The following is a 16,604-nucleotide window of genomic DNA, read 5'->3' as shown; positions in this document are numbered from 1 at the left end:
ACGGTTTCGACACCACAGTGAATCATTTCGATTGGAAAACGCTGATTGCCAATCGTACTGCTTACATCGATCGTATCCATCAGTCTTATGACCGTGGTTTAAGCAATAACAAAGTGGATGTTATTAAAGGGTTCGCGCGTTTTGTTGATGCGCATACCGTGGAAGTGAACGGTGAGAAGATAACCGCAGATCACATCCTGATCGCCACCGGCGGTCGCCCAAGTCATCCAGATATTCCAGGCGCAGAATACGGCATTGATTCCGATGGTTTCTTCGAATTGGACGAGATGCCAAAACGGGTTGCTGTGGTGGGTGCCGGTTATATCGCGGTAGAAATCGCAGGCGTACTCAATGGGTTAGGCACAGAAACACACCTGTTTGTGCGCAAACATGCGCCGCTGCGTACCTTTGATCCGCTGATTGTTGAAACCCTGTTAGAAGTGATGAACACCGAAGGGCCGAAACTGCATACCGAGGCAGTACCGAAAGCGGTTATCAAAAATGCAGATGGCAGCCTGACACTGCAATTGGAAAACGGCACGGAAGTGACTGTCGACCATCTGATTTGGGCCATCGGCCGTGAGCCGGCAACTGATAACCTGAATCTGGCCGCCAGCGGTGTCAAAACCAATGAAAAAGGCTATATCGAGGTCGATAAGTTCCAGAATACTAACGTAAAAGGTATCTACGCTGTTGGCGATAATACCGGTGCCGTTGAGCTAACCCCAGTGGCGGTTGCGGCAGGTCGCCGTTTGTCTGAGCGCCTGTTTAATAACAAGCCGGACGAGCATCTGGATTACAGCAATATCCCAACCGTGGTATTCAGCCATCCACCAATCGGGACGATTGGCCTGACTGAACCGCAAGCGCGTGAGACGTTTGGCGACGAGCAAGTGAAAGTGTACAAATCGTCCTTCACCGCGATGTACAGCGCCGTGACTCAGCACCGCCAGCCATGCCGGATGAAGCTGGTGTGCGCAGGGCCGGAAGAGAAAATTGTCGGTATCCACGGCATCGGTTTTGGTATGGATGAAATCCTGCAAGGGTTCGCTGTCGCCGTGAAGATGGGCGCAACCAAGAAAGATTTCGACAACACGGTTGCTATTCACCCGACTGCCGCCGAAGAATTTGTCACCATGCGCTAAAGTCTTTTGCTCGAATTTAAAGGCTATAACTCGTTCAGTTTATAGCCTTTTTTATTGCTTTGAATACTCTCTTCAAGAATATTTTTGACTTTCGCGCGGGCGATTTCCCACCAGTTTCCAGCCAAAATTCATACCCGCCGCAGCCAGCAGGATTGCACTGGCACCCACCATTTGCATAACACTCAGCCGGTGACCAAATACCAGCCAGTCGACAAAAATCGCCACCACCGGATAGATGAAAGAGAGCGCGCCAAACAGTAAAACCCAGTTCAATACCAGCGTAATGCCGCCGATAATAGCGATAGCAATGTGCTGTCGAGTGAGCACACCACGTTTAAGCAAACCCAGCATAACGCAGGCAATAAACATCGCGAATGCACCAAACACACAACGCCAGAACACAACGGTCACGGTGGGTTGCCCCGATGCAATAACCGGCCAGCCCACCGTGCCGGAAATAAGCATGGCGATAATCATTTCTACTGCGCCACGCGTTTTTATTTTCATCGGCCTTTCTCCACAGCTTTGGTATTGCATGCTTGGCACTCAACCCACAATACATTAAAATGAACAAGTGACTGTTATGGTGAACGACATTCAGTTGTTCGTCAAGATGAACAAACGGACGATATGGTGAACAATGACTGATTCTGTGCGCGATAATTCAGACCTGGCCGCAACCCCTATTGGTTTGCTTTCTGCTTCTATCCGGCGGGAACGTGAGAAATTGGGGCTGACGGTGACGGAATTGGCCAAGCGCGCCGGTATCGCGAAATCGACATTATCGCAATTGGAAGGCGGAGCCGGTAATCCCAGCCTGGAAACCCTCTGGTCACTGGCAATGGCGCTGGATGTCCCGGTCAGTCGGCTCATCGCCCAGCCCCGCCTGCATGTTCAGGTGATCAGAGCGCATGAAGGGATTCCCGCAGTTTCTGAACAAGCCAATTACACCGCCACGTTACTGGCTGCCTGCCCCGCTGGCGTGCAGCGTGATATCTATCGGATTAACGTTCAGCCCGGTGAACCCAGACGTTCCCGAGCGCATATGCCCGGCACCATTGAACATGTCATTATCGGTTCAGGCAAAGCCAGAGTGGGGCCAGTTGACCAAGCGGTTGAACTCAATAGCGGCGATTACATGCGCTATTCCGCAGATGTAGAACATATTTTTGAAGCACTGACCCTGGATACCACTGCCGTGATGATGATTGAACACGCATAAAATATCGAGGCATCCATGGAATCTACAACAGGAAAAAGTCATTTGCGGGCAGTTGTCCGTCACTTTGGCCCGGCTATCGAGTGTGTTCAACTTGAGTCTTATGCCCCCGCTCAGCTTAAGGTCAATGAGTTACGGGTGAAAATGCAGTTCAGCACAATCAATCCCTCAGACCTGATTACTATTTCTGGCGCCTATTCCACACGAACCCAATTGCCATTCGTACCCGGCTTTGAAGGGGTTGGCATGGTGGAAGCCGGAGGCGAATTAGTGGGCCAGCGCGTCCTTCCACTGGGGAGTGCTGGCGCATGGCAGCAATATAAGCACTGTGATGCGAAGTGGTGTTTTGCCGTTCCCGACTGGCTCACTGATGAGCAAGCCGCCACCAGCTATGTTAACCCGATGACGGCCTGGTTGATGCTGACAGAAGCCCTCGCCGCCGCTCCCGGCATGAAAATAGTGGTTAGCGCAGCGAACTCGACGATTGGCTTGATGCTGATCCGAATGGCAAAACAGTTGGGCCTAACAGTCACCGCGATTGTTCGTCGCGCTGGGGCTGAAAATGCGTTTGATCATGCCCAACCCGATGAGTTACTGATATTGCCGGATATGGGCAATGCTATTTATAACAATCCATTCCCGCTAATCAAGGATGCTGATGCCGTGCTCGATTGTGTGGGGGGCAAAACAGCCATCAGGCTGGCAGGGAGGGTTCGAAATGGAGGAAAGTTTATTTCTTACGGGCTGCTTTCCGGTGACCCGATCCCCGCTTCGTTTTGGCAATATCGGCCTGATATTCGCTTTAGTTACTTCCACTTACGTCAATGGGTTCATAGCGCTGGCCATGATGCTCTGGCGGCCAAGTTAAGTGAAGTATTCCCTCTTATTCGTGATGGTATTGCCGGTTCAAGAATCGCGGGGATATTCCCTCTCAATGAGTTACCCACCGCATTGAGTGTTATGAGTCAAAACTCTTCTCAAGGGAAAATTCTTATTCGCTGTGATGGTTAAAATAAATCAGGCCAGAGCAAAGCCCTGGCCTGATGATAAACATGTTACTCATTGGCGTGATTTAGAAACTCACTTTCACACCCAAGTTACCAGCGTAACCCTTCATGTTGCCGTCAAAAGCTCTCTGGTATTTCACATCAGCATAGATATCAACATTGCTGTTCACTTTAGCGGTCACACCAGCACCGCCCTGCCAGTAGGTTTTACTGAATTCAGGCCGCAAACTCGCCGTCTCAATAGTGACCTGCGGGTTTTTACCTAACTGATGCACCACATCGGTAGACAGATAAGGCTTAATGGCCTGCTGTTTAGTCGCTTCGCTAAACACACGGACGCCAGCGCGCGCCTGCCCAACAGAGTAAGAAGTACCACTCACACCTGAGATCTCGTCACTGAAACTGTTTAGATTCAGATATTGATATTTCAGTTGCCCCTGTGGCTCCACTTTCCAACTGCCAGCTATCGGATATGCCTGCCCCACTTCGGCAGATATCGCCACACCATAACCATTCTGGTTAGCATCATATTGGCTCTGATAATTGTTGCGGTATAACGTCCCCTGACCAACGACATCGAGATGGCCGCCTTGTGGCGTCATTAAAGTGTAATAACCGCCCAGACCATAAGCATCAGTTTTAATCTTACCGGTATTCACCGACAACTCTGGGCGCACAGCCCGCGCCTTATCTTGTGTGTCAGTTTCCTGTTTACCCAGCGTTATCATCACACCCGCTGTCGCCTGTGTTCCGGCGGAATTTTCAGCTTGATAGAAATCATGGCCCAGTTGAGCAAACCAGATATCGGAGTCATAGCTAAAACGGCCCGCATCAAACTGATTATGCTGCCCGCTTATCCGCCCCCAAGAGTCCTGATTAAAACCATTCGCCGCACCTTCTGCAGAACCACGTCGTTCATGCAAACTACCTAACGTCGTAAAACCATAGAATGCATTTAACCACGGCGCGGCAATATACCCCGGCACTTCACTGCGATAAGCAATTTCAGGGGTTGTGATCCTATCTGGATCAACATTAATACCTTCTCCCGGATCAGTCGGGCCAACCGGAACCAAATTGGACTGCAAATTCCAGCTATGTTCGTCGATTTGGTATAAAAAGTACTGATAAGCACCGGCAACAACCGCGTTGCTCATGGTGAATTGCCCGTATTGAGTATCACCCTCAACTGTAATCAGGTTAATCCCTGCACCGGTCGTTAATGCCCCCAGCCCGCCTTGGTTAATCACCTGAACATAATGATCACCGGTAGCATCCCCTATCACATGCAATTTATCTGCTGGTGAGCTGTCATCGCCTAATTGCGCATTGAAAACAAAACTACCATTGCCGGTGAGATTACTATTAATCGTTAAGGTACTGAAACTATTACCCAGCGCACGCGAGCTTGGATTACTGCCGCTTGGGATAAAGTTCATCTGACCCAAAATGTGCATTGACTCAACATCGGCATCACCCGTTAGATTCCACACGCTACTGCTATCAACATCCACGCTTTTGGCGTTACGTGCCGCACCCGTCCACACCGAGCTGTTCTTCAGCGTTAAGCTAACATTGTTATTTTCTTCTGCCTGAAGATCACCGACCAGTACCGAATGATTATCAGCATTCAGATTGACGTTACTAATAATATTGAGCGGAGATGCCACCGTTCCGACATTAGTGCTGGCATTGACCAATAAGCCATTGCCGCCAGTTAACTGCGAACCGTTGTTCACATCAATATTGATATTGGCACCATATGCGCGAACGCCAGCGCCGCTCTCGCTGATAACCTTGGAGTTATCCAACAGAACCTGGCTATAAATCGCATTAGAGCCCGTGGCATAAATCCCGCCTGCATTCACACCAGAGGTGGTAATTTGACTGTCTTTCAGCGCGATTGAGCCACTGGTTTGAGTCCACAAAGCATAAGCACTGGCACCGGTGGAGGTCGCGGTAACATTCTTGGCATTGATTGATGAGCTGGCGAAAGTGCCCAATACCATTCCAGAGTCACCAGTGGTATTGACGACCGCACCATCAAGATTCAGATTTCCTCCCCGAGCAGCAGTGACCCCTATACTGCCGACACCCGCCGTGGAGATGCTCATATTGCTGGCATTAAAAATCGATTCTGAGTAAATACCGTGAGAACTATTACCGCTTGTTCTGACCACGGTGCTATCAACAATTGCCGTTCCTCGGTTCTCGATGGCGGTGGCTCCATTTCCCTCGGTAATGAACTCGGCATTATTGACTTTCACCACTGACGTCGTATCCGGCACCCAAATCCCCATGGCATTAGTGCCTTTGGCGTGATAGGAACCGCCATTAATCGTGACGTCAGCATTCATATTAACGTTGACCAATGTCGCATTACCGCTATGAGATATAGCATTGATATTATTCAATATAATGATTGCTTTATTGGTCGAACTGTTCCCCATCGCGCGTAATACGCCACCGGAAGCTAAATCAATGTTAGCATTGCTGATAGTGGCTTTACCGGTAATATCGAGAACCTGATTCATATTACCGCTAACATTCAGGCCATCCATGACAATAGATGAATCGCGGCCAACACTGACGCCAGCGTAGGCATTATCCATATTAATCGTGGTGTTATCTAAGGTGGCATTTATACCGCCCGAGCCAATATAAACCCCAGTGCCACTGGCACTGCTGGTGTTATTTATGGTGTTGTTCGCCCCACTTAACTCACTGCCAATACCATTCAGATAAATACCATAACTGCCACCACCACTGGCATTGAGAGTCGTATTATTGACGGTTAATTTGGCACCGCCGGCCCCCGAAATACCGTAAGCTGATGTGCCACTGGTGGAGATCACGGTGCCATTAATATCTGCACTGCTCCCCAGCCCCGTCGAAGAAACACCATAAGCGGTGGAGCCAGTCGTGGTCACCGTCCCCCCCTGTAAATTCACGGTGCCTTTATTATTGCTGATACCAGATGCCACTACGCCATCAGTCTTGATAACGGCGCCATTCAGGTTCAGAGTACCGCCGTCAATTACATTGACACCATTGGCGGCGCGGCCCGTGGTAGTGATAGTGACATCGGAGTCGCCAGTAACCGCACTGGTGGTACCTTGCACAACGACGGGCGTTAAATTGTCACTGCCGGTGCCATATTCACCTGAAATTGCAACAGAACTCCCATCAATAACACTGACCGTCTGTGCCGCCCAGCTATACAGTGGGGTTAGAAGCGGCACCAGTAAACTGGCCAATAGCGTTTTTCTAAAGCTCGGTGACAAGGTTGTTCTGTTTGTTTTCATGGTAATAACCTGGATTTTGACAAAAAATAATCCCAATAGAACAAAAAACACTCTGTTTCTATTTATCGTTTTCGGCTGCATTATTTTTATTTAATCGCGAGGTTTAATTCTAAAATCCAATTAAGCCCACCGTATCGATTAATATATTTGTTTATAGGAAAAAGAATATGAGACAGCATCACCAAGCACGTAGGATATTTCCTAACAAATAAATCATAAATTTAATAAAATGGTTAAGTAATTCAATTTAAAAAAGATTTTAACCCACACCTATGAATAGAAAAGCCATCTCTAGCGAGATGAAAAATAACAATATTTAAATGGCATCACTACGAATCATTTATTTATATTTTTCAAAGAAAAACAATATCAAAGCTTATTAAAAATATTCCATATTTAGGATTTTAACCTAATATTTATCTTAATATTAATCTGAAAGGAGAAGTATATTTATCGTGAGGGTGAATACCCTATGCTACTGATTTATAACTCGTACAATAAGGAATAAAACACGGTTTAAATGGAACCTCTTGATTTGTGATAGCTCCCGACTCTGCTATTATCAACAGGTCATCCGTATTTGTATGTCATATTTTGTAGAATAATCATCTGCATAAGGCATGGATTAAGGCCACCGAGGAGAATTATGCCGAACGCACCGCGCAACAACCCAGCCCCACTGACTGCGGGAATTGAAACGGGTAAAAAAGCGATTTCCTTTATGACACGGATAAGTGATCGTGTGAAAGCTTACCCCACAGTCGCCCATATTATCCGTGCAACAGACCGTTTCAACGATCGGTTGGGCAGCCAGTTTGGGGCCGCTATTACTTATTTTTCATTTTTGTCACTTATTCCTATTTTGATGGTTTCTTTTGCCGCCGTGGGTTTTGTGCTGGCATCTAATCCAGATTTATTGGCTGAATTAATTAACAAAATTGTTAATACCATCAGTGACCCAAGCTTGGCCGCTACACTTAAAAACACTGTGAATACGGCTATCCAGCAGCGCACGACCGTGGGATTAACCGGTTTGGCGATTGCGCTGTACTCTGGTATCAGTTGGATGGGAAATCTGCGCGAAGCCATTCGTGCGCAGTCGCGCGATGTTTGGGAGCGCAATCCACAGGATCAGGAAAAGTTCTATTACCGCTATGCCCGTGATTTTGTTTCGCTCACCGGGTTGGTTATCGCGCTGATCATTACCCTGTCGCTGACGTCTATCGCCGGTGCGGCGCAATCTGCCATTGTTGATGCATTAGGGCTAGGAGGAATCGAGTGGTTACGGCCCGTAATGACACTGATTACCTTAACAATCTCTATCGCCGCAAATTATCTGTTATTTTTATGGATATTTTGGATTCTGCCACGGCATAAGCCGAAGAAAAAAGCGCTGTTGCGGGGCACTCTGATTGCCGCAATCGGCTTTGAAATCATTAAATTCATCATGACCATGATGCTGCCGCGCCTTGCCAGCTCGCCATCCGGGGCCGCCTTTGGTTCGGTGATTGGCCTGATGGCCTTTTTCTACTTTTTCGCGCGCTTGACCTTATTTTGTGCCGCCTGGATAGCCACGGCACATTATGCCGAGGACGAAACTTTGCCCCAAAAAGGCGGCAATGGCACCGCTGAGTAACCCCTGATCATGGAGGGTAACCCATGTCTCGCCATCTAAAATTGCTGATACTGCTCGCCGTTGTCATGCTCGCGGCCTTGCTGGCCTATCAATTTCGTTTCAGTCATGCAGATGCGTTATGGAAAATAGTTAGCCAACAATGTGTGCCTCATATGGAAGCCGAGCAAAATCCGCAGCCTTGTGTGCAGGCCGATACACAGACCGGTTTCGTGGTGTACAAAGATAAGCATGGGCCATTACAGTATTTGTTGATGCCGACTGCAAAAATCAGCGGTATAGAAAGCCCACAGTTATTAGCCGCCAGCAGCCCCAACTATTTCGTTGATGCCTGGCAAGCTCGCCACTTTATGGCGGATAAGTATGGCGCACCCATTGATGATGCGGATATCTCGCTAGCTATTAATTCAAAATATGGTCGCAGTCAGGATCATTTGCATATTCATATTTCTTGTCTCAAACCAGAAGTCAAAACGGCGCTGGCAGCACAGGAAGCTGATTTTAGCCAACAATGGCACCTCCTGCCGGGAGGCCTGCTAGGGCATGATTATTGGGTGCGGCGGACGACGGCGGCACAATTGCAGCAATCAGGGGCATTTCGGTTGTTAGCCGATGAAGTGGCGGGCGCGAAAGATGAAATGGGGCGTTATGGTTTAGCTATGACTGCGTTGCCGGACGGGCAATTCTTACTGCTCGCCAGCAAAGCGAGCCTGACAAAATTACATCGTGCATCGGTGGAGGAGTTGCAAGACCACAGTTGCCAACTGCTCCCCCAACCACCGAGACATTAATCCGTTATTTTTTCTGTTTCATTTTTTGCAGCAGCGGAGTGCACTGGTTTTCTTCCGCTTCACTTGGGGAAATCAGTGCCAGCAATGCAGCGGCAGGTGTGAGTGCTACACCTAACACCGCAGCAACCGCGCCACGCGCCAGTAAAGGCCCGGCTTTGACCCCGGCATCAGGCTGTTTAAATGTGCCTTTCACATACAGCGGAGAGCGCAGAGTCAGGATTCGCAGCCCTTTGCTTTCTGGATCAATAGATAAATACAGCCGCTCGGTAGCAAAATTGATATTACCGGTAATATTGATAATGGCATTTTCGGTATCAATAACAAACAGGCGCGGTGTCGCCAGGCCATTGCGTAACTGCACATCCGCCACCGCGCAGTTAATTTTGACCTCATCATCACCAAACAACTTCGCCACCAGATAGTTACCCACATTCAGTCCGAGTAATTCCATCAAGCTGCGGCTGATAAGCCCCTGATTCAATAACAGACGCAGATTGCCGTTGCTGGTTGCCAACAGCGCAGCAACTGAGTTACCGGTAGCAGTAAATGACGCATCGCCATTCAATTGCCCTAAGCTGTTGCGCATTGCCTGCACCTGCGGCAACAGCTCTTTCAGTTGTAGCCGACGGGCATGTAAATCAACTTTGCCCTGCATCGGGTCTTTGTTGCCATTCAGGCGCAAAGTTGCATTGAGATTCCCCCTGGCCATACCAAATCGCAGTGGATCGAGCAACAACTCACCGTTATTCAGCACCACGTGAGTGGAGAGGTCGGTCAGAGGTAATGATTTATCCCTATCGATACGTTTAGCCGCATAAGTAACATCGGCATCCATCACACCCCAGCTTTTGGTATCAAATTTTTCAGTCGGCAGTACCTTATTGCTGGGCTGCCGGCTGCGCTCGCCACGATTGGCTTTTTCCTGATTAGAATCAGCCCCAATCAAAGGCGCTAAATCCGTAAAGCGCAATTTATCCGATGACATGTTGCCCGTTAATTTCGGACGCGGCTGGCTGGCGGTGTAAGTCAGGTTGCCATGAATGTCACTGTCACCGATTTTGCCGTTAAAGTTTTCATAACGATAAACCGCCCCACCGGCCTGTTTGAGGCTCGCGATTAAGCGGCCATCAGTGTTAAATGGAGGAGTGGCCGGTAATAACACGCCAATCAGCGGATAGAGATTATCCAAACTGGCACCGGAGAATTTCAATTGCAGATCCAACCCCGCCAAATTAGCAGGATCGGTTAATGTACCCGCCACCGCCACTCGAGTGGCGCCAGAGCGCACATCTGCCTGTAATGGGAAGGGAATGCTGGCATCACTCATCGACAGCATCCCACCGATTTTGCCACTGCCGGTTAAAGGTTGCCCCTGATACTGACCATCGACTTTCCAGCCAAAGATAAAATCGGGCGCATTATTCTGCGTTTTATCAGCAGGTTGCTTGTCCTTTTTATCACTACGGGCACCGGTTACCTCGGCAAACGGCAATGGCTTACCGAGGGGATCAATCACCGCCCGCAAGTCTGCTTTTAGCACCGCATCTTTCAGATTAATCTGGCCACGGTCAAAAACAATATCATCAATGTTGACCGACCAATCAGACGCGCTACTCTTATCCCCGGCCGGACTGTTCGCCAGATTAAATGTCCAGTTGTTCTTACCATCCGCCAGGCGCATCAGGTTGGCATCCGGTTGTGTCAGCCAGATGCGCGGTATCCAGACCTCTTTCGCCAATAATGCCAACGGCGCAATACTCGCATCAACCCGTTTTAAGGTCACCATTTCTCCCGCAGGAAATGCCGTAGATTCGGTGTTACCTTCGACGGTGTTGGCCTTGTCAGCGGTTTTATCGCTGGTGAAGCCGGGCGGGTTACCCAGCACCAAATCCTCAGCGTGGATATGCGGCCACGGCACCCAGCCACGCCACGCCAGCCCGGCTCATCACCTTTACGTGACCAGTCCACACCCAGATTGCCACGAATAGCGAAAGGCCGTTGCAGCTCAGTAGAGACTTTCTCATTGATGGTTGGCTTTAGATGGTTCCAGTCGAAAGTCTTAATAAACACGATGGCTGCTACCACTAGCAGCAGAATAACCCCGACAATGCCTGTCAGCACTTTTCCAGTTTTGGTCATAACAGCTCCATGCCAGTACTCATGATGTTAATTGCGTGAATCAAAAAGTACTTTAACCATAGTCGAGAATGAAGCAACAAGGCGGGAGGGAAGAAAGGAGTGCTGATTTATTGATCCAAAAATATTAGCCACAAAACAGCATAGGGAGAGTCTGTAAACGATCAAATGACGTCGGTCGGGAGAGATAATATCCTTGTGCGGCAACAGCATCAGACTGCTGCACCATTGCCCATTCTTCTGAGGTTTCCACCCCTTCAACAATCACGCCTTTGCTATAGCTGCCCATTAAGGTCACCAGTTTGAAAAACAGTTGGTTTCCGACATCACTCTCTTGCAGCACGATAAATAGATCTCTGGCAACTTTGATGTACTCATAGCGCCAGCTAATGAATGAAGTGAAATTCGCCAGCCCACTACCGAAATCATCCAGCCATAGCCGGTCTGCTTCAGCAATATGCGCAAAGGGGGTATCAAGGGAGGTGTCGACATGCTCTAGCAATTCAAAGCGAATGTAAGGCATAGCATCGATTAACACCTTAGCTTGCAAGTCGTCCTGCATTGCCATCAGTGCCTGGCCATCAATGTTAATCGAGACCAACACCGAGTGATGTACAAATATCGCATGCCATTGTTTAACCATATTCAACTGCTCCAGCACCACATTCAAACGGGCGCTGATACTGATGGCACTGAAGTAATCTTCCGGATTCAGACGAGTATCCGGTGATGAGGGGTGAAAAACTGCCGTAAGCAGCTCGATAGCCAGCAGCGCACCGGAGGTACGATAGATAGGTTGAAAAGTGTACCGACGCTGACATTGCCGCCAGAAGCTCTGTCCTTTATTACGATCAATGGCGGCAAAGGATGGCGCAAGTAAACCTGATATTTTATTGGTCATCATCAGTTTAGTCGCCATGTTTTAGGGCACCAGACAGTCAAGGCAATGGGTATTGCCGTCAGCTTGAGTCACCCTATGATAAACGGTTTTCCTTCTGGAGATGTTATCGACTCAGGCGAACAGAACTTTATACAACAGCATGACAGATTATTCCGCCTAAGCGGGCTGGTGCGGCACATTTAAGCCATCTATAGTTGTTAATCAATACTATACCCAAGAACTTAATGGAGATGAACATGCCTTACGTCAATATTAAAATTACTCGCGAAGGCGCGACGGCGGAGCAGAAAAAACAACTGATCGCCGGAGTGACCCAACTGTTAGTCGATACACTGGGTAAAAACCCGGCGACGACCGTCGTCGTGATTGATGAAGTAGACACCGATAACTGGGGCATTGGCGGTCATAGCGTGACCGACCTGCGAAAGTCATCATAATTGTGTTCATAACGGCGGGAAACTTGTCAGTTTCCCAACCTATGTCATAAAAAATTTAAAACGTCGTTTTAATACTATTGACTCTGACCAAGCCAGCAGTGAGACTAACCTTATTTCCCTCATTGACTCACAGGCCAGCTTTCCATGACCAGCAAAAATATAGCCATTATCGGCGAATGCATGATTGAACTGTCACAAAAAGGTACCGACCTTAGCCGGGGCTTTGGCGGTGATACGCTAAATACTGCAGTGTATGTTGCCCGTCAGGTGCCCAAGCAGGACTTGAATGTACATTACGTCACGGCGCTGGGTACGGACAGTTTCAGTGATGAGATGCTAGCCGCCTGGCAGCAAGAGAACATCCACACCGACCTCATTCAGCGTATGGATGATAAATTACCCGGGTTGTACTTTATCGAGACAGACAGCACCGGTGAGCGCACTTTCTATTATTGGCGCAATGATGCTGCCGCACGTTTCTGGCTCACCAGCCCAGCGGCGGATGAAATCTGCCAACGTCTCGAAAAGTATGACTATCTGTATCTTAGTGGCATCAGCTTGGCGATTCTCGACAGCGCCTCTCGCCAGCGCTTGCTGAAATTGCTGCGCGCCTGCCGGGCTAACGGCGGCAAAGTTATCTTTGATAACAACTACCGCCCTCGCCTATGGCTGAACAAGGAAGAGACGCAAGAAGCCTACCGCGACATGTTGGCTTGCACGGATATCGCCTTCCTGACACTGGATGATGAAGACATGCTGTGGGGCGAGAAGCCACTGGAGCAGGTTATCGAACGCACACAGAATTTAGGTGTAAACGAAATCATCATTAAGCGCGGCGCAGATTCCTGCATCGTCTGGGTGAAAGAGGGTTTTGAAGCTCACCAGTATGATGTCCCCGCGGTTAAACTGCCAAAAGAAAAAGTGGTCGATACCACTGCGGCTGGGGATTCCTTCAGCGCCGGTTATTTGGCTGTTCGCCTGACGGGTGGCAGCGCACATGACGCCGCAATGCGCGGGCACCTAACAGCCAGCACCGTCATTCAGTATCGTGGGGCCATCATCCCACTGGCAGCCATGCCTGTAGTGTGATTGATAATATTTCTCGCCAGAAATCAGAATGAAGGGGAAGCGTGCCGTTGGGGTCGTAGCGACGTAAGTCGCCGGAGCGCCCCTAGGTACGGTAAACCCTTCGATCACTGAAGCCCGAACAATAGTGTCCGGGCTTATTCATAACTATTCACTCAATATTTTACTTACTGAGCTGTTGTGGGCGTCGCGGGTGCTGCCTCCGCAGAAGCCACGGTTGGAGCCGCATCTTCTGGCACCACTGTGTGTGGCGTCATAATCGCGTTATAGGCATTTTGCAGCGCTTTCACATTCACTTCTGGCTCACCTTTGGGCTGAGTCAGAATCAGCGTAGTATCTTGCGATAATTGCTGTTTCAATTCCTGATTTAGCTCCGCCAACGTCAGCCCAGACAAAAATGCCTGCCGTAGCTTCTGATACTGTTCTGGCGCAATATCCACGACACCACTTTGCTGTGAACGCAGACGTTGGCTCATCAAAACATCGGTATCAGTACGAGCATAAGTAGCAAACAATTTACTGAGTTGATCGTTTTTCTGCACCATCAATGCATCAAACTCAGCCTGACTCAGGCCATTGGTGCGCAAGCTAGCCAGTTCACGCGCCACAAAACTCATGCCCGGCGTCAGGTTTTCAGTTGGCGTATTCAAGTGGATTGCACATTGCGCACGTTGATACTGCACCCGGCAATCAAAGCCCAGTTTCAGGTTCTTTTGATCACTTTTTTCCAGCACTTGCTGAATGTGCCAGAATAGTGCCTCACGAGCTAAATCACTGCGCCAGTAGCGGCTTAATGCGACGGAGTCCTGAATCGGATGCCAAGGGGTATCCCACATTAATGATAATGTGTCTTGTGTTGCCTGCTCACTCATCAAGCTCACCGGCTCTGGTGGCAGTGGTGCTAGCATCGCAATAGGTGCCGGCGTAGTGCGCTTCCCTTTCAACTCAGAGAACGTTTTGCCAATTTGGGCCGCAATACTGCGACTATCGACATTACCCACCACATACAATGTCATGGCATCCGGGGTATACCATTGCTGATAAAACTGTTTCAGCTTCTCGACATCGACCGGTTTTGCCACTGGCTGGCCAGGATCATGCCCTATTAGAGAAGAGCCTTTAAGGCGGTAACGCCACCAAGGTTCCTGAATATTTTGCGGGAATGTGGCAATAGGATCGGTTGGGCTATTCAGCGCTGCATTGATGGTCTGTTCACTGATGGCCAGCTTGCCACTGGTATCGGATAACCACGCCAAAGCTTCTTTCATCAAATCAGGGCGGTTATTGGGCAAACTCAAACTGTATAAGGTGAAATCATAAGATGTAATAGCCGGTGGCAACGGACGATCGTTATCGACCCCTTGCTGCCATAGAGACTGAAGCTGGGCAGGAGTAAAACTCGCGCTGCTCATTAATGCCAGGCGCGGCAACAGATGGGCAAAACCAACTTGTTGTGCACTCTCAGATAATGAACCAGTATTAACGACCAGACGTAACTCTACCCGGTCGCTAGGGCGCTGCGGTGTTGCTAGCAACTGCCATGAAAACCCGTTTTCTAATTTTCCCTGCTGCCAGGCAGGATCGGGTTGTAGTGCTTCAGCCTGCACATTACTGCTGGCGGCAGCCAACAATAACCCACCAACTATGAGACGAATTCTGGTGCCCTGCATGTGAACCCCTACTTAATAAACTATCCAAATTTGACCCTTCTTACTTGAAGTTGCAGCGGTGTTAGCGGCTTTCCTTCACCCGAATCACTGACTTGAGTCAGCTCATCGGGCTTCACTCATTTGCTGCCTACCTGCAACCCCAATTACTTTGGGTATAAACAATGCAATCCTTACGTGAACCATGCGTGTTTTCATGCAAATTGTCACAGTGAGAGCGGAACGTGGGAGTGTACCATTCTGTTAGACCGCATGCTTTTGCGGATGTCACTCATCAGAGTAAAAAATAGTATCTAAATGGTAATTAACACAAGAAATGATATCGCAGAGGGGGTCAAGAGGGGCTACCGGTGGCGATAAACCACCGGTAGTCAGTTGGGTAAATCAATGACGGAATGTGATGTTTCGGGTGTATCAAGAAGAAATACTGTTCTTTATCTCATTATTCGGTAAGGTTTTATTTGATAACACCGCTTGCAGTTGGTCGTTATCCAGCTGGTTACACCATTTCGCCACAACAATAGTTGCAACCCCATTCCCCACCAGATTAGTCAGCGCACGGGCTTCAGACATAAAGCGGTCGATACCCAAAATCAGCGCCAATCCTGCCAATGGTAAATGCCCCACCGCAGAAATGGTGGCTGCCAAGACGATAAAGCCGCTGCCCGTGACTCCAGCCGCACCTTTTGAGGAGAGCAACAACACCACCAGTAAGGTCACCTGATGAATAACATCCATGTGGGTATTAGTTGCCTGAGCAATAAATACCGCGGCCATTGTCAGGTAAATAGAGGTTCCGTCCAGATTGAACGAGTAACCGGTCGGGATAACCAAACCCACCACGGACTTCTTACACCCGGCTTTTTCCATCTTATCCAGCATGCGCGGCAGCACAGATTCTGAAGATGACGTCCCTAACACGATCAATAACTCTTCTTTTATATAACGGATAAATTTGAAGATATTAAAGCCATTAAATTTCGCGATAGACCCCAGCACCACCACCACAAACAATACGCAGGTAATGTAGAAGCAGATAATCAACTGACCCAGCTGCACCAGGCTGCCCACACCGTATTTACCAATAGTAAAGGCCATTGCACCGAAAGCCCCGATAGGTGCCAGGCGCATGATCATATTGATAATACCAAAGATAACGCGGGAGAAACTCTCGATAACATTAAAGATAAGCTGACCTTTTTCACCCAGACGATGCAGGGCAAAACCGAACAGAACAGCAAACAGTAAGACTTGCAGAATGTTGCCACTGGCAAAGG

General features: G+C 48.9%; 12 protein-coding genes and 1 pseudogene. 7 read left to right on the top strand and 6 right to left on the bottom strand.

The genetic code is table 11. The features are described 5' to 3' along the window. Positions 1 to 1,145 (top strand): glutathione-disulfide reductase (gene gorA, locus ACNSO8_RS11025; protein ID WP_418394638.1); only part of this gene is annotated, 1,145 nt, incomplete at its 5' end. 72 nt (positions 1,146 to 1,217) lie between these two features. On the opposite strand, the gene ACNSO8_RS11020 is transcribed toward gorA, so the two are convergent. After that, on the bottom strand, positions 1,218 to 1,652 hold the full coding sequence (locus ACNSO8_RS11020; RefSeq protein ID WP_418394637.1) for an EamA family transporter: 435 nt from the start codon (positions 1,650 to 1,652) through the stop codon (positions 1,218 to 1,220). A gap of 133 nt (positions 1,653 to 1,785) precedes the next feature. Here ACNSO8_RS11020 and ACNSO8_RS11015 point away from each other — a divergent pair, with 133 nt between their 5' ends. Together ACNSO8_RS11015 and ACNSO8_RS11010 are read left to right on the top strand one after the other, a co-directional pair. Next, complete coding sequence (locus tag ACNSO8_RS11015) at positions 1,786 to 2,367, top strand: helix-turn-helix domain-containing protein (protein WP_418394636.1); 582 nt, start codon at positions 1,786 to 1,788, stop codon at positions 2,365 to 2,367. Positions 2,368 to 2,382: 15 nt separating this feature from the next. Next, positions 2,383 to 3,375 carry a zinc-dependent alcohol dehydrogenase family protein gene (locus ACNSO8_RS11010; RefSeq protein WP_418394635.1) on the top strand — a complete coding sequence of 331 codons (993 nt, stop codon included), beginning with the start codon at positions 2,383 to 2,385 and terminating at the stop codon, positions 3,373 to 3,375. Positions 3,376 to 3,436: 61 nt separating this feature from the next. On the opposite strand, the gene ACNSO8_RS11005 is transcribed toward ACNSO8_RS11010, so the two are convergent. Further along, positions 3,437 to 6,676: an autotransporter outer membrane beta-barrel domain-containing protein gene (locus tag ACNSO8_RS11005; protein WP_418394634.1), complete on the bottom strand. Its 3,240-nt coding sequence runs from the start codon at positions 6,674 to 6,676 to the stop codon at positions 3,437 to 3,439. 646 nt (positions 6,677 to 7,322) lie between these two features. On the opposite strand from ACNSO8_RS11005, the gene yhjD reads away from it, so the two are divergent. Together yhjD and ACNSO8_RS10995 are read left to right on the top strand one after the other, a co-directional pair. Continuing rightward, on the top strand, positions 7,323 to 8,312 hold the full coding sequence (gene yhjD, locus ACNSO8_RS11000) for an inner membrane protein YhjD (protein ID WP_418394633.1): 990 nt from the start codon (positions 7,323 to 7,325) through the stop codon (positions 8,310 to 8,312). Between the two features lie 23 nt (positions 8,313 to 8,335). Beyond that, positions 8,336 to 9,100, top strand: a complete 765-nt coding sequence (locus ACNSO8_RS10995; protein ID WP_418394632.1) for a CDP-diacylglycerol diphosphatase — start codon at positions 8,336 to 8,338, stop codon at positions 9,098 to 9,100. Between the two features lie 4 nt (positions 9,101 to 9,104). Here ACNSO8_RS10995 and ACNSO8_RS10990 read toward each other — a convergent pair. Together ACNSO8_RS10990 and pdeH are read right to left on the bottom strand one after the other, a co-directional pair. Then, positions 9,105 to 11,239, bottom strand: a pseudogene (locus ACNSO8_RS10990) (AsmA family protein). A 124-nt stretch (positions 11,240 to 11,363) separates the two neighbouring features. Continuing rightward, entirely contained in the window at positions 11,364 to 12,155 is a 792-nt protein-coding gene (gene pdeH, locus ACNSO8_RS10985; protein WP_418394631.1) for a cyclic-guanylate-specific phosphodiesterase, read from the bottom strand. A gap of 218 nt (positions 12,156 to 12,373) precedes the next feature. Between pdeH and ACNSO8_RS10980 the strand changes: the two genes are divergently transcribed. Both ACNSO8_RS10980 and ACNSO8_RS10975 read left to right on the top strand, forming a co-directional pair. Beyond that, positions 12,374 to 12,574: a 2-hydroxymuconate tautomerase family protein gene (locus ACNSO8_RS10980; RefSeq protein ID WP_004388926.1), complete on the top strand. Its 201-nt coding sequence runs from the start codon at positions 12,374 to 12,376 to the stop codon at positions 12,572 to 12,574. Positions 12,575 to 12,718: 144 nt separating this feature from the next. After that, entirely contained in the window at positions 12,719 to 13,663 is a 945-nt protein-coding gene (locus ACNSO8_RS10975; RefSeq protein ID WP_418394630.1) for a sugar kinase, read from the top strand. A 164-nt stretch (positions 13,664 to 13,827) separates the two neighbouring features. On the opposite strand, the gene ACNSO8_RS10970 is transcribed toward ACNSO8_RS10975, so the two are convergent. Further along, entirely contained in the window at positions 13,828 to 15,330 is a 1,503-nt protein-coding gene (locus tag ACNSO8_RS10970; RefSeq protein ID WP_418394629.1) for a M16 family metallopeptidase, read from the bottom strand. A gap of 411 nt (positions 15,331 to 15,741) precedes the next feature. Continuing rightward, on the bottom strand, positions 15,742 to 16,604 hold an 863-nt coding region (locus ACNSO8_RS10965), incomplete at its 5' end, for a cation:dicarboxylate symporter family transporter (RefSeq protein WP_418394628.1).

The organism is Yersinia sp. LJYL362, from assembly GCF_048323875.1.
This window is presented reverse-complemented; position numbering and strand designations above follow the sequence as displayed.